We start from the raw sequence: 15,148 nt of genomic DNA on the forward strand, positions 1-15,148 counted from the left end.
TATGTCCATGCATTCCCCCGTTACGCGTGTGATCCCTTCGTCCACTGCACGCCGTTGTCTGCGTCCGCTGCTGCTGTCTGCGTTGACGCTGGCACTGGCGGCCTGTCAGTCCGGCGAGCAGGACACCGCTGCAACATCCGCCGCAACCACGCCGGCCGCCAATACCGCCGCCACGCCGGCAAGCGGCGCAACAGCGCCGGCCGCGCAGACGCCGATGCCGCAGTTCGTCAGCAAGGACGGCAAGCATGCGTTGATGGTCGACGGCGCGCCGTTTTTGATCCTCGGCGCGCAGGTCAACAATTCCAGCAACTATCCGGGCGTGATGGACAAGGTGTGGCCGGCGATCCAGGTGCTGGGCCCCAACACCGTGCAGGTGCCGATCGCCTGGGAACAGGTGGAACCGGAAGAGGGCAAGTTCGATTTCTCCTTCGTCGACACGCTGCTTACCCAGGCGCGCGAACACAAGGTGCGCCTGGTGCTGCTGTGGTTTGCGACCTGGAAGAACAATGGCCCGGCCTATGCGCCGCTGTGGGTCAAGGCCGACAACCAGCGCTTCCCGCGTGTGATCACCCGCGAGGGCAAGGCGATCGGGTCGCTGTCGCCGCATGCGCAGGCCACCCTGGATGCCGACCGCAAGGCGTTCGTCGCCTTCATGCAGCACCTGAAAAAGGTGGACCCGCAACACACCGTGATCATGATCCAGCCGGAAAACGAGCCGGGCACCTACGGCAGCGTGCGCGACTTCTCGCCGATGGCGCAGAAGCTGTTCGACGGCCCGGTGCCGGAGGAACTGCTCAAGCGCCTGAACAAGCAGCCCGGCAGCTGGGCGCAGGTGTTCGGTGCCGATGCCGATGAATTCTTCCATGCCTGGTCGATCGGCCGTTACATCGACCAGGTGACCGAAGCCGGCAAGGCCGAATATCCGTTGCCGATGTACGTCAACGCCGCGCTGCGTGGCCCGTTCAATCCGGGCCAGCCCGGCCAGTACGCCAGCGGCGGCCCCACCGACAACGTGCTCGATGTGTGGAAGGCCGCCGGCCCGCATATCGACCTGCTGGCGCCGGACATCTACATGCCCGAATACCGCATGTACACCACGGTGCTGGAGCGCTACGCGCGGCCGGACAATGCCTTGTTCGTCGCCGAAACCGGCAACCGCCCCGAGTACGCGCGCTACCTGTTCCCGACCTTGGGCCACGACGGCATCGGCTGGTCGGCGTTCGGCATGGATTACACGCGCTATTCCAACTACCCGTTGGGTGCCAAGCACGTCAACGAAGAAACCCTGGCACCGTTTGCGCTGGGCTTTGATCTGGTCAAGCGCGGCATGCGCCCGTTCGCCAAGGCCGCGTCCGAAGGCAAGCTGCACGGCACCGCCGAAGAACCCGGCCAGGCCGTGCAGGAGCTCAAGCTCAACGACCGCTGGAGCGCCACCGTCACTTACGGTGTGCCGCAGTTCTGGTTCAAGGGCGAGCCGCCGGGCAACCCCGAGCCGATCGGTGCTGCGCTGATCGCCGAGCTGGGCCCGGACGAGTTCCTGGTCACCGGCTACCACGCGCGCGTGACCCTGCACCCGGCCAGCGAAGCGACCGCCAACATGATTTACGACCGCGTCGAAGAGGGCGTTTACGAAGGCAATGACTGGAAATTCGAGCGCAACTGGAATGGCGACCAGACCGACTACGGTGTCAATTTCTCCAGCGCCCCGCAGCTGCTCAAGATCAAGCTCGCCACCTACAAATAAGCAGAAAAAAACAGAAACCCATGCGCTGCCGCCCCCGCGGCAGCGCCTCGCAATTCAAAGGGAGTGACCATGCAAACCACCATCCGTTCCGCCGGCACCGTGCCTGCCAACCGGCGTACACCGCTGGCCCATTGCCTGGCGTTGTCGCTGGCCCTGCTGGCCAACGCCGCGCATGCGCAGGAAGTGCGCAAGGCCGCCGATGGCGTCACCGTGGTGCCGAGCGCCAAGGGCGCCGCACCGGTGCGCCTGCAGGTGGTCGATAGCGGCATCATCCGCGTCAGCGCGGACCCGGACGGCGACTTCGCCCGCAGCCCCAGCTTGATGCGCGTGCCGGTGCAGGGCGACACCGCCTTCCAGGTGGCCGAGCAGGGCGACAGCGTGCAGCTGAAGACCGGCAAGGTCACCGCCACCGTCTCCACTGTCGATGGCCATGTCAGCTTTGCCGATGCCAATGGCAAGCCGGTGCTGGCCGAAGTGGCCGGCGGGCGCAGCTTTGCCCCGCTCAAAGTGGAAGGCAAGCAGTACCTGAGCGTGCGTCAGCGCTTCCAGTCGCCCGATGACGAAGCGCTGTACGGCTTCGGCCAGCACCAGCAGGGCTGGATGAATCAGAAGGGCCGCAACGTCGAGTTGCAGCAGAACAACATCGACATGGCGGTGCCGTACCTGGTGTCCAGCCGCAACTACGGCCTGCTGTGGGACAACAACTCCATCAGCCGCCTGGGCGACCCGCGTGGCCTGCAGCCGTTGCCGAAGACGCTGAAGTTGTATGACGCCAAGGGCAAGGCCGGTGCGCTGACCGCGCGCTACGCCATCAATGGCAAGCAGATCGTCGAGCGCCGCGAGAGCGAGGTGAACTACCAGTACATCAGCGACCTGACCAAGTACCCGAAGAAGGCGATCACCAAGGACAAGAACAGCCGCATGCAGGTCACCTGGGAGGGCGAGATCGAAGCGCTCACCGGTGGCGAGCACACCTTCTCGCTGTATTCGAGCGAATACGCCAAGTTGTATGTGGACGGCAAGCTGGTGGTCGACCGCTGGCGCCAGAACTGGAACCCGTGGAATCACGAATTCAAGCTCGATCTTGAGCCGGGCACGCGCCACACGGTCAAGGTGGAATGGGACTTGATCGACCCCAGCTACATCGCGCTGCTGCACCGCGACCCGCTGCCGGCTGCCGAGGCAAAGGACCTGTCGCTGTGGTCCGAAGCCGGCCAGATGATCGACTATTACTTCGTGTCCGCCGATTCGTACGACCAGGCCGTGGCCGGCTATCGCGAACTCACCGGCAAGTCGGTGATGCTGCCCAAGTGGGCCTACGGCTTCTGGCAGAGCCGTGAGCGCTACAAGAGCCAGGACGAGCTGGTCGGCGCAGTGGCCGAATACCGCAAGCGCAAGCTGTCGCTGGACAACATCGTGCTCGACTGGTCGTACTGGCCCGAAAATGCCTGGGGCTCGCACGATTTCGACCCGAAGCATTTCCCGGACCCGGATGGCATGGTCAAGGCCGTGCATGACATGCACGCCCAGATCATGATTTCGATCTGGCCCAAGTTCTACCCCACCACCGCCAACTACAAGGAACTGGACGCGGCCGGTTTCATGTTCAAGCGCAACGTGGAAGTGGGTGAGCTGGACTGGATCGGCAAGGGCTACAAGAACTCGTTCTACGACCCGTATTCGGAAAAGGCGCAGGCCATCTACTGGCGCCAGGTCAACGAAAAGCTCAACAGCAAGGGCTTCGATGCCTGGTGGATGGACGCCGACGAGCCGGACGTGCATTCCAACCTGGACATCGCCGAGCGCAAGGCACGCACCACGCCGAACGCGCTGGGCTCGTCCACCGAGTACTTCAACTCCTACCCGCTGCCGCATACGCACGGCGTGTATGCGGGCGACCGTGCGGCCGACGACAAGCGCGTGTTCATCCTTTCGCGCAAGGGCTATGCCGGCACCCAGCGCAATGCGGTGGCGGTGTGGAGCGGCGATATCGTCTCGCGCTGGGACGACATGCACGACCAGATTTCTGCCGGCGTGAACATGGCGCTGTCGGGCCTGCCCAACTGGACCTTCGACATCGGCGGCTTTGCGGTGGAGAAGCGCTACGAGAACCAGGACCCGGCGCATCTGCCGGAATGGCGCGAGCTCAATACGCGCTGGTTCCAGTTCGGTGCGTTCGTGCCGATCTTCCGCTCGCACGGCCAGTTCCCGTATCGCGAGATCTGGAACATCGCCCCCGAAGGCACGCCGTTCTACGACAGCATGGCCTACTACAACCGCCTGCGTTACGCGTTGCTGCCGTACATCTACAGCCTGGCCGGCGATACCTACCAGCGCGATGGCGTGATCATGCGCGGCATGATGATGGACTTCCCCAACGACGCGAAGGCGCGCGACATCAACGACCAGTACCTGTTCGGCCCGGCATTCCTGGTCGCACCGGTGACCCGCTTCGGCGCCACCTCGCGGCAGGTGTATCTGCCGGCCGGCACCAGCTGGCTGGATTTCGCCACCGGCAAGCGCTACGAGGGCGGCCAGAGCATCGAAGCTGCCGCGCCGATCGAACGCATGCCGCTGTTCGTGCGTGCCGGCTCCATCGTGCCGACCGGCCCGGTGCAGGAGTACGTGGACCAGATCCCGGATGCGCCGCTCACCGTGGTGGTCTACACCGGTGCCGATGGCCAGTTCTCGCTGTATGAGGACGATGGCAAGGGCTACGGCTACGAGAAGGGCGAGTTCAGCCGCATTCCGCTGGCCTGGAACCAGGCCAAGGGCGAGCTGAGCATCGGCAAGCGCGAAGGCAGCTGGACCGGCATGCAGGCCGAACGCACCATCAACGTGCGCTTCGTCGATGGCCCGCGCGACGACGCCGGCGCACTTGCGCCCAAGACCGACACCAGCATCCAGTACGACGGCAAGCCGGTCAGCGTGTTGCAGCGCAAGATTGCGTCTGGCAAAGCACGTCGTCGATGATTGCAGGTTGTGGTCAGTCGATGAGCAAGCAGATGCCGGAACGCCGCAAGGCAGTCGCGGGCGGTTCCGGTGATGCAGCACGGCGGTGGCCGTGCTGACCCGTCGTGAACTGTGCAAGGCAACCGGGGCCGCGCTTGCGGTCCTGGGTGCCGCACCCGTGGCTGCACAGGCGGCGGGCCCTGCAAAGGCCGGCGGTTTGCCAGCGGTGGCGCCCGCCGATGCCTTGCAGCTGTGGTATCGCGAACCGGCCAGCGAATGGGTGGAGGCCTTGCCGGTGGGCAATGGCCGTCTGGGTGCGATGGTGTGGGGCGGCATCGCCCACGAGCGCCTGCAACTCAACGAAGACACCTTGTATGCAGGCGGGCCCTACGATTCCACCAACCCGGAGGGATTGGCGGCGTTGCCGCAGGTGCGCGCGCTGATCTTCGCCGGGCGCTATGCCCAGGCCGAGCAACTGGCCGATGCCAAGCTGCTCTCGCGCCCGCTCAAGCAGATGCCGTATCAACCGCTGGGCGATCTGCTGCTGGATTTCGATCGTGCCGATGGCATCAGCGAGTACCGGCGTCAGCTCGATCTGGATACCGCCGTGGCCACCACCACGTTCCGCTCCGGCGGCGCGGTGCACACGCGCGAGGTGTTCGTCTCGGCGCAATCGCACTGCATTGTGGTGCGCTTGTCGTGCGACCGGCCACGCGCGATTTCCCTGCGCGTGGGCATCGACAGCCCGCAAAGCGGCGAGGTCACCGCGGAGCAGGGCGGGCTGCTGTTCAGTGGCCGCAACGGCAGCTTCGCCGGCATCGAAGGCAAGCTGCGGTTTGCCTTGCGGGTATTGCCGCAGGTGAAGGGCGGCACGGTTACCGCGTTGCGCGACCGTCTGCGCATCGAAGCGGCCGATGAAGTGGTGCTGCTGCTCACCGCCGCCACCAGTTACCAACGCTTCGATGCGGTCGATGGCGAACCGCTTGCATTGACCGCAGCAAGTTTGAAAAAAGCCGCCAAGCTGGATTTCCCGGCGCTGTTGCGTGCGCATCTGGCCGATCATCAACGCCTGTTCCGGCGTGTGGCAATCGACCTGGGCAGCAGCGACGCGGCAAGCCTGCCCACCGGCGAACGCGTGCAACGCTTCGCAGGCGGCAACGATCCGGCACTGGCCGCGCTGTATCACCAATACGGCCGTTACCTGTTGATCTGCAGTTCGCGGCCCGGCACCCAGCCGGCCAACCTGCAGGGCATCTGGAACGACCTGATGCAGCCGCCGTGGGAAAGCAAGTACACCATCAACATCAACACCGAGATGAACTACTGGCCCAGCGAGGCCAACGCGCTGCACGAGTGCGTTGAACCGCTGGAATCCATGCTGTTCGATCTGGCCAAGACCGGCGCGCACACCGCAAGAGCGCTCTACGACGCGCCCGGTTGGGTGGTGCACAACAACACCGATCTGTGGCGCCAGGCCGGCCCGATCGATGGCGCCAAGTGGAGCCTGTGGCCGATGGGCGGGGTGTGGTTGCTGCAGCAGCTGTGGGACCGCTGGGATTACGGCCGCGACCGCGCCTATCTGGGCAAGATCTATCCGCTGTTCAAGGGCGCGGCGGAGTTCTTCGCTGCCACCCTGGTGCGCGACCCGCAAACGGGCGCAATGGTCACCAACCCCTCGATCTCGCCGGAAAACCAGCACCCGTTCGGCGCGGCGGTGTGTGCCGGGCCCACCATGGATGCGCAGCTGTTGCGTGATCTGTTCGCGCAGTGCATCGCCATGAGCAAGCTGCTCGATGTGGATGCGGATTTCGCCCGGCAGCTGACCACGCTGCGCGAGCAGTTGCCGCCCAACCGCATCGGCAAGGCCGGCCAATTGCAGGAGTGGCAGCAGGATTGGGACATGCAGGCGCCGGAGATGCAGCACCGGCATGTTTCGCATCTGTATGCCCTGCATCCGTCCAGCCAGATCAACTTGCGCGATACGCCCGAGCTGGCCGCCGCCGCCAAGCGCACGCTCGAAATCCGTGGCGACAACACCACCGGCTGGGGCATCGGTTGGCGTTTGAACCTGTGGGCGCGGCTGGCCGATGGCGAGCATGCGTATCGCATCCTGCAATTGCTGATCTCGCCCGAGCGCACCTACCCGAATCTGTTCGACGCGCATCCGCCGTTCCAGATCGACGGCAATTTCGGCGGCACCGCCGGCATCACCGAAATGCTGTTGCAAAGCTGGGGCGGCAGCGTGTTTTTGCTGCCCGCATTGCCCGGCGCCTGGCCGCGCGGCAGCGTGCGCGGTCTGCGTGTGCGCGGCGGTGCCAGCGTCGATCTGGAATGGGATGGCGGTCGCTTGCAGCAGGCACGGGTGCACAGCGATCGTGGCGGGCGTTATCAACTGTCCTACGCCGGGCAGACCCTGGACCTGGAACTGGGCGCAGGCCGCACCCAGCAGGTGGGACTCAACAACAACCGATTGGTGAAGCAATGAGCTTGTACGTAGGACTGGACGTGGGCACGCAGAGCGTCAAGCTGGTGGCCTACGACGCGCAGGACCGCGCCGTGGTCGCCACCATCGCAGCGCCGATGGAGCTGATCAGCCGCGACGACGGCACCCGCGAGCAACAGGCGCAGTGGTGGATCGACGGCATCGTGCATTGCTTTGCGCAGCTCGATGGCGAACAGCGTGCGCGCGTGCGCGGCATTTCCGTGTCCGGCCAGCAGCACGGTTTTGTGCCGGTGGCCGCCGATGGCAGCGTCACCGCACCGGTCAAGCTGTGGTGCGACACCAGCACCGCGCTGGAATGCGACGAGATCATGGATGCGGTCGGCGGCGCGGCAGGCAGTGTCGCAACCGCCGGCAACCCGATCATGGCCGGCTACACCGCCTCCAAGTTGCCGTGGACGCGCAAGCACCGTCCCGAGGCATACGCCGCGATGACCACGGTGATGCTGCCGCACGACTACATCAATTTCTGGCTCACCGGCGAGCGCTTTGCCGAAGTCGGCGATGCCTCCGGCACCGGCTGGCTGGATGTGCGCACGCGCCAGTGGTCCGAGCGCATGCTCGGCGCGATGGATGCGCAGCGCGACCTGCGTGAGGCATTGCCGCCGCTGGTGGAAACCGGCGCGGTTTACCCATTATCCGATGCCGCGGCCGAGGCACTGAACCTGCCGGCCGGCGTACGTGTCACCACCGGCGGTGGCGACAACATGATGGCTGCCATCGGCACCGGCAACGTGGTGCCGGGCCGCCTGACCATGAGCCTGGGCACCAGCGGCACCTTGTTCGCCTACGCCGATCACCCGGTGGTGGACGACGAGGCACGCTGGGCGGCGTTCTGCTCGTCCAGCGGCGGCTGGTTGCCGCTGATCTGCACGATGAATTGCACCGTCGCCACCGAAGCGGTGATGCGCATGTTCGCCATCACCCGCGACCAGACCGAAGCGATGATCGCCGACACTGCGCCGGGCGCCGACGGCCTGGTGTTGCTGCCGTTCTTCAACGGCGAGCGCACGCCCAATTTGCCCGATGCACGTGGCTGCCTGTTCGGTATGGATCTGCACAACACCACCGCTGCGCATTTCTATCGTGCCGCGATGGAAGGGGCGACCTATAGCCTGCGCAACGGCTTCGACGCCTTCGTGGCGGCCGGCCTGCAGTTCGACACCATCCTGCTCACCGGCGGCGGCAGCAAGAGCGCGCAATGGCGGCAGATGGTGGCCGACGTGTTCAACCTGCAGGTCGTGGTGCCGACCCAGCCCGAAGGTGCGGCCTTCGGTGCGGCGCTGCAGGCCCTGTGGGCCTGCGACCGCGACGATGGTGGCGATGCCGCGCTGTCGGATGTGGTGCTGGAGCACCTGCAGGTGGACGATGCGCTTGCCGCGCAGCCCGACCCGCAGCGCGTGGCCCAGTACCAGCAGCATTACCAGACCTTTCTCAAGCATCTGCAGGTCGTCAGCCCGCTCTACGCCGGCTGAGCGACACGCCTTTTTCTACAACTCCCCCAGCAGCAAGGACATCACACCCCATGAGCAACACCGTTTACATCGGCGCCAAGGAATATTTCCCCGGCATCGGCAAGATCGGCTTCGAAGGCCGCGACTCCGACAACCCGCTCGCGTTCAAGGTCTACGACGCCAACAAGCAGATCGGCGACAAGACCATGGCCGAGCATCTGCGCTTTGCCGTGGCTTACTGGCACAGCTTCTGCGGCAACGGCGCCGATCCGTTCGGCCCGGGCACGCGCGCGTATCCGTGGGATATCGGCAACAGCGCGCTCGATCGTGCCGAAGCCAAGGCCGATGCCGCATTCGAATTCTTCACCAAACTCGGCGTGCCGTATTACTGCTTCCACGATATCGATCTGGCACCGGATGCCGATGACATCGGCGAGTACGAAAGCAACCTCAAACACATGGTCGGCATCGCCAAGCAGCGCCAGGCCGACACCGGCGTCAAGCTGCTGTGGGGCACGGCCAACCTGTTCTCGCACCCGCGCTACATGAATGGTGCGTCCACCAACCCGGACTTCAATGTGGTGGCGCGTGCTGCGGTGCAGGTCAAGGCGGCGATCGATGCCACCGTTGAATTGGGCGGCGAAAACTACGTGTTCTGGGGTGGCCGCGAAGGCTATGCGTGTTTGCACAACACCCAGATGAAGCGCGAGCAGGACAACATGGCGCGCTTCCTCACCCTGGCACGCGACTATGGCCGCGCGATCGGCTTCACCGGCAACTTCCTGATCGAGCCCAAGCCCATGGAGCCGATGAAGCACCAGTACGACTTCGACAGCGCCACGGTGATCGGTTTCCTGCGTCAGCACGGCCTGGACCAGGATTTCAAACTCAATATCGAAGCCAACCACGCCACGCTGTCCGGCCACAGCTTCGAGCACGACCTGCAGGTCGCCTCCGACGCCGGCCTGCTGGGCAGCATCGACGCCAACCGCGGCAACCCGCAGAACGGCTGGGATACCGATCAGTTCCCGACCGACCTGTACGACACCGTCGGCGCGATGCTGGTGGTGCTGCGCCAGGGCGGGCTGGCACCGGGCGGGTTGAATTTCGATGCCAAGGTGCGTCGCGAATCGTCCGACCCGCAGGATCTGTTCCTGGCCCACATCGGTGGCATGGACGCGTTCGCACGCGGGCTGGAGGTGGCCAACGCATTGCTGACGTCTTCGCCGTTGGAGCAGTGGCGCGCCGAGCGTTACGCCAGCTTCGACAACGGCGCCGGTGCAGACTTTGCCAACGGCACTAGCACGCTGGTGGATGTGGCCAAGCACGCCGCCGGCAATGCGCCCAAGCAACTCAGCGGCCGCCAGGAAGCCTACGAAAACCTGATCAATCAGTATCTGACGCGTTGATGTCCCGTGGCCGGCGGCGCACTGCGCGTCGTCGGCCGATGTCGGCCACCCCCGTGGCCGCTCCTTTGCATGCTTCCAGGTGAACCCATGTCCAGTGTCTCCGTAAACGGCGCCCCCGATGCCGGTGAGAACACCCGTTTTATCGTCCTGATCAGTTGCGTAGCCACGATCGGAGGATTCTTGTTCGGTTTCGATAGCGGCGTGATCAACGGCACTGTCGACGGCCTGAAGCAGACCTTCAATTCCAGTGCCGCCGAGACCGGCTTCGAGGTCGCCTCGATGCTGCTGGGTTGCGCCATCGGCGCCTTCTTTGCCGGCCGCCTGGCCGACCGCTGGGGCCGCCGCGCGGTCCTGATCATTTCTGCAGCGCTGTTCCTGCTCTCGGCCATCGGCGCCGGCGCATCGCACAGTTCCGCCTTCTTCATCTTCGCGCGCGTGATGGGCGGCTTTGCCGTCGGCGCGGCAAGTGTCATTTCACCGGCGTATATCGCCGAGGTCGCCTCCGCGCGCTATCGCGGCCGGCTCGCCACGATGCAGCAGATCGCCATCATCAGCGGGCTGTTCTGCGCGTTCCTGAGCAATTACCTGTTGGCCAACGCCGCTGGCGCGTCCACCGAGCCGCTATGGGGCGGGCAGGCCGCATGGCGCTGGATGTTCTGGATGCAGGCGATTCCGTCGCTGGCATTTTTGCTGCTGCTGCTGGTCATCCCGGAAAGCCCGCGCTACCTGGTGGTCAAGGGCCGTCGCGAGCAGGCGCTGGTAGTGCTCAAGCGCCTGTACGGTAACGCGGCTGCGCAGACCAAGCTGAGCGAAATCTCCGGCTCCATGTCGGCCGACCAGCACAAGCCCAAGTTCTCCGACCTGATCAACAAGGCCACCGGCAAGGTGCGCCCGATCGTCTGGATCGGCGTCGGCCTGGCGGTGTTCCAGCAGCTGGTCGGCATCAACGTGGTGTTCTATTACGGCGCGGTGTTGTGGCAGGCGGTCGGCTTCTCCGAACAGGACGCCTTGCTGATCAACGTGCTCTCCGGCGGCCTCAGCATTGGCGCCTGCCTGGTCACGGTGATGCTGGTCGACAAGATCGGCCGCAAGCCGCTGCTGTGGATCGGCTCGGCAGGCATGGCCGTCTCCCTGGCCCTGGTGACCTACGCGTTCGCCACCGCTTCGCTGGATGCCACCGGCAAGCTCGCCATGTCCGATGCCATGGGCATGCTCGCGCTGGTCGCCGCCAACGTCTACGTGGTGTTCTTCAACGCCTCGTGGGGCCCGGTGATGTGGGTGATGCTGGGCGAAATGTTCCCCAACCAGATCCGCGGCTCGGGCCTGGCCATCGCCGGTGCCGCGCAGTGGACCTCCAACTTCGCCATCACCGTCAGCTTCCCGATCCTGCTCGGCAGCATCGGTTTGGCCGGCGCCTACGGCATCTACACCGTCGCCGCCTTCATCTCGGTGTTCTTCGTCCTCAAGTACGTCTACGAGACCAAGGGCAAGGAACTGGAACAAATGGAGGGCTGATCGCCTCTGTATGCCGATATCGGCATGGAAAACGAAGAAGGCCGCGCACTGCGTGGCCTTTTTTGTACTTCGGAGTTGCTATCTCAGCAGCCTGCTACATCTCTTGGCGGCGCAATCCCCGGTATCAGACCTGGGGCGCCAAGTACAGGGCGCTGCATCCGCCACCGACGAACTCGGCAATTACTTCATGTAACTCGCCTCGTCGCAAGGCGCGCAGCAACTTGATTTTAGAGGCGCTGTCGCGTACCGAAAGCAACATCACCAAAGGCCGCCATGCCATCGCAGCCGCCACCTGGAAATCCACGTCGCTTTCGGCCTCGCGCAGGAAGCCGGTGACCTGCCCGTCGGTCAAACGCTTGTTTACTTCCAATCTCCTTCGGGGTAGGGAATTGGACTCCAAACTGGGGTGCTACTCAAAATCGGGGGGACGTCGCAGGCCCAGCAGTCCTTGGAGACACGGATCACGCGGCGCATGGGCATTGCAGCCGCCACGATGCTCGTAGCGGGTATGTTGGGCCTGGGGCGGTGGCCTACTCGGTGGGCATCATCAACGAAAAGCGAACCGAACTTGCACAGCTTCGAGCGTCCATCGATTACCTGGACCGCGTGTCGCGTGCGGACGTGGCTCCCTGTGGCGAAGGTCGGCTTTGTGCCACCTTTGAGAAAAACGGTCCGCGTTACTGCAAACAACGGCAATACCGGGTAATCAACCCGCGGCCGATGTCCGCATCGCAATGACTGCGACAGTGCCTATCGCTTGCTGCCGAAGCCATCGTTCATCCATGTATGGGGCTAATGCACCAGCAAAGTGCAATGCGCGTCGTTAAACGCACACGCTACACGCCAGAACGTACACGCCGTTATCGCAATGTGTGCGCCATCGCTATACTCCGTTTAGCAATTCCCTCCAGACTAGGATGCATCGTGGAACCAAGGAGTGGTGGTATGGCAGTAGCTAAAGAGCTTGTCAGGGGCATGCTGATCAGCGTGTGCTACTGCTTGGCGTTCTTGTCGCTTTGGTATTGCTCAATCGACCAATGGTATCTGCCGGTTGGCTTGCGTGTGGTCACCCTACTGTTCAGGCCATATCGCGAATGGCCTTTTCTTCTGGCAGGGGATGCGGCCGCAATGCTTTGGTTGCGCATACCGCTTTCGCTTAATCAGGGTTACGACATGACGTGGGCCTATCTGAGCCCTGTCCTGCATTCGCCGATGATCGCCTGCTCTATCTGGCTAGCGAAACATTACGGACGGAAGCTGATCCAGCAAACTCCTTTTTTAATCCCGTTTGCAATCGCTGTTGCTTTATGTAATTCGCTGTGGAGCATTATTCTCAATGCCTCACTCGGTGGGCCGAGTACAGAAAATTTAGTTATATCCCTTTTTCGCTATTGGTTGGGTGGGTATCTTGGAATATTGAGCTTTTTGCTTCCAGTTTTGCTTTGGTCGCCTCAGAGGCGAGGGCCGACACGTATCGATCTGCCCAGAGATCTCGGAATGTCGGTCGTTAGCATTCTGGTGCTGTTCTACACCCTTGGCTACACCCAGCTGCCATTGCTGCGTGAGATGTTGATGGCGGCATTGATCGGGCCGGCTATTTTCCTTACCCGCCGTCATGGCTGGACGGGGACTGCTTTAGGCACCTTACTTGCCAATTTTGCATTGGCCATAACGTTGCCAAAGACTTATGAGATCGGTTACTACAATCCGACGCTGTTTGTTGTGCAAGTGTTTCACGTAGTTGTCAGTGCTGCCCTCTTTATTTTTAGTGCGAGGCTTGTTAAGCCTGTAAAGCGCTTTGATACTATCCGGCGAGTCAGGGCTGATGCCCAGAAGGCTGTTCGAGAAAGTTATCTATCCGCAGAAAGGATGCTTCGGAATCGGGTTGTTGATTATTCTGACGTCAATGTTCAGATGAATCGCATGCGGAAGTCAGTGATAGCGGATCTTCGTGAGCGTGGGCACCACGCTGCTGCAATGGAAATGACTCGCTTTGCCGTACTTGAGTCTCAGCTTCTACAAGAATATGTCGCAGCGTTATATCCTTTGGAAATTGAGACGCATGGCCTGTTTCGAGCGCTGCGCTCGCCAGCATTTGAACGGCTGAATTCCACAAAGTTTGATTGCTTACTGCATGGCGATAGCCAATCGTTAACACTTGGCTTGCAGCTGGCCGCCTATCGTTGCGTCCTGAATGCACTAGAGCTGCTACCTGTAGCGAACAAGCACTTCATACACGCACGTGCCTGGCGTGGTAGGGGGGCGCAAGGTGTCGTCATAAGAATATTTTCGGACACGTCGTTGGTGAATTACGTACGGCGTGAGTCCCCGGAAGCTGAGGCTGAATTTCGCGCCCGTCTTAAATCGCATGGCGGCATATTCAGGCGCCGCCATGCGTTAGTGCTCACCTTCTTGGTTGCAGAAGCATCTGCCGTTATTGCGACGGAGAAACCTTCCAATTTTCCGCGTTGGCTTGCCGCTCGACATGTACGGTGAAATTAGCAGTCCGGTAAACCAGGCGCGCATTGGGGCCTAGTGCGGTGACAGCTGCCGTCGGCGTAGAGCCCGCCCAGATCGAATTGACTGTGGGCAATATGACTCGATCGGCGTCCTTGCCCATTGGCAGCACCCACATTGCTTCGTCGACGCGTGCTACAACCGCTCTGACAGTTCCTTCCGTATCGTTGATCTGCAGGTATGTCACCCCATCACGTTGGAACTCGTAGATCGACCACGCGGGATCCAATGTGAGGTTGGTGGCTGCTGTCGGGTTGCGCTCACCTAGTCCACTGGTTGCACGCGCACCTATACCGCCTGCGCAGCACCCCCCGGTCTGAGCAAATACTTGGCCGACCATCAAAACGCCGGCCAGGAAGCAAATGGTCTTCATTGCGATTTTTGTCGTTCCCATGATTGTCGCCTTCCCCTGCTAGGGGCGATTCTGCCTGCGATTCAGGCTCGCCTACGTTACTTCCATAAAGCGGACGGGTGTGGGAGATCACACAAAAATTGCCGACAGTGACTCTGTCTTGCGCACTTTCGATTTTTAGGTGGGACTAACTCAGCCTTTATCTCCTGCCAATATCTTATCGACTGCAGTGCCCTAGAGGATATGCAGAGTCAGTTATTTGACAGTTGGCCTACTGTCGACACTGGTCTCAGCGAAAAGTCGCGTTCGTCTTAACGTCGGAAATTAAGAGCCGCCGGATGGTAAACCTGCCGTCTTGCTCAGTTCGCTAGGAGTGCGAATCTTGACGAGGTTTTTGAACGCTATAACCCAAGCGACCTAGCGCTTTGCTCCAAAATCCTGCAGCGCATGCCGAAACCACTCAATCACCTGCTGGTGATGCGCAGGCCCCCAGCGACGCAGGAACTGCTGAGTGTGGTGATCGGCAGGGTCTTGGAGCGCTGCGAGGCGCCGGGCAATGAAGGTTGCTGTCAGGGGCTGGGCGCAGTCGATCTCAATGCAGCGACGCCAGGCGTCGTAGGTCTCGGGGATAGGGTGGGACATGGGCGGCTTCTGGACGAGGAGATGAACACGGGGGCGCAGGAAGGCGGCAACAGGCTTGCTTTT

10 protein-coding genes and 1 pseudogene are annotated in these 15,148 nt (G+C 62.6%); 8 read left to right on the plus strand and 3 right to left on the minus strand.

All coding sequences use genetic code 11. The annotated features are described in order from the left end of the window. Nucleotide 1 precedes the first annotated feature (1 nt). From galD to A7D16_RS00585, 6 genes are all read left to right on the plus strand, one after another. Nucleotides 2–1,744 (plus strand): GH35 family beta-galactosidase GalD, encoded by a 1,743-nt coding sequence (galD, locus tag A7D16_RS00560; protein WP_064628809.1) that lies wholly within the window; start codon nucleotides 2–4, stop codon nucleotides 1,742–1,744. A 69-nt stretch (nucleotides 1,745–1,813) separates the two neighbouring features. Beyond that, nucleotides 1,814–4,717 (plus strand): TIM-barrel domain-containing protein, encoded by a 2,904-nt coding sequence (locus A7D16_RS00565; protein WP_064628811.1) that lies wholly within the window; start codon nucleotides 1,814–1,816, stop codon nucleotides 4,715–4,717. 91 nt (nucleotides 4,718–4,808) lie between these two features. Next, entirely contained in the window at nucleotides 4,809–7,181 is a 2,373-nt protein-coding gene (locus A7D16_RS00570; RefSeq protein WP_064628929.1) for a glycoside hydrolase family 95 protein, read from the plus strand. Beyond that, nucleotides 7,178–8,671 carry a xylulokinase gene (xylB, locus tag A7D16_RS00575; RefSeq protein ID WP_064628813.1) on the plus strand — a complete coding sequence of 498 codons (1,494 nt, stop codon included), beginning with the start codon at nucleotides 7,178–7,180 and terminating at the stop codon, nucleotides 8,669–8,671. Before A7D16_RS00570 ends, xylB begins: the two co-directional genes overlap by 4 nt. A gap of 50 nt (nucleotides 8,672–8,721) precedes the next feature. Further along, entirely contained in the window at nucleotides 8,722–10,059 is a 1,338-nt protein-coding gene (gene xylA / locus A7D16_RS00580) for a xylose isomerase (protein ID WP_064628815.1), read from the plus strand. Between the two features lie 87 nt (nucleotides 10,060–10,146). Continuing rightward, nucleotides 10,147–11,574 (plus strand): sugar porter family MFS transporter, encoded by a 1,428-nt coding sequence (locus A7D16_RS00585; protein ID WP_064628817.1) that lies wholly within the window; start codon nucleotides 10,147–10,149, stop codon nucleotides 11,572–11,574. 124 nt (nucleotides 11,575–11,698) lie between these two features. Here the strand turns inward: A7D16_RS00585 and A7D16_RS23405 are convergent, their stop codons facing one another. Then, nucleotides 11,699–11,944 (minus strand): hypothetical protein, encoded by a 246-nt coding sequence (locus A7D16_RS23405; protein ID WP_064628820.1) that lies wholly within the window; start codon nucleotides 11,942–11,944, stop codon nucleotides 11,699–11,701. A gap of 60 nt (nucleotides 11,945–12,004) precedes the next feature. On the opposite strand from A7D16_RS23405, the pseudogene A7D16_RS20935 reads away from it, so the two are divergent. Together A7D16_RS20935 and A7D16_RS00595 are read left to right on the plus strand one after the other, a co-directional pair. Then, nucleotides 12,005–12,312, plus strand: a pseudogene (locus tag A7D16_RS20935) (hypothetical protein); the annotation flags it as partial. Nucleotides 12,313–12,519: 207 nt separating this feature from the next. Beyond that, nucleotides 12,520–14,070, plus strand: coding sequence for an MASE1 domain-containing protein (locus A7D16_RS00595; RefSeq protein WP_064628823.1), 1,551 nt, complete (start codon nucleotides 12,520–12,522; stop codon nucleotides 14,068–14,070). Here A7D16_RS00595 and A7D16_RS20940 read toward each other — a convergent pair. After that, nucleotides 14,009–14,485, minus strand: coding sequence for a hypothetical protein (locus A7D16_RS20940; protein WP_082925670.1), 477 nt, complete (start codon nucleotides 14,483–14,485; stop codon nucleotides 14,009–14,011). The genes A7D16_RS00595 and A7D16_RS20940 overlap by 62 nt on opposite strands. 375 nt (nucleotides 14,486–14,860) lie before the next feature. Continuing rightward, complete coding sequence (locus tag A7D16_RS00600) at nucleotides 14,861–15,085, minus strand: hypothetical protein (protein WP_064628827.1); 225 nt, start codon at nucleotides 15,083–15,085, stop codon at nucleotides 14,861–14,863. Between the last annotated feature and the right edge of the window lie 63 nt (nucleotides 15,086–15,148).

The organism is Xanthomonas nasturtii (assembly GCF_001660815.1).
GTDB classification, from domain to species: Bacteria; Pseudomonadota; Gammaproteobacteria; order Xanthomonadales; family Xanthomonadaceae; genus Xanthomonas; species Xanthomonas nasturtii.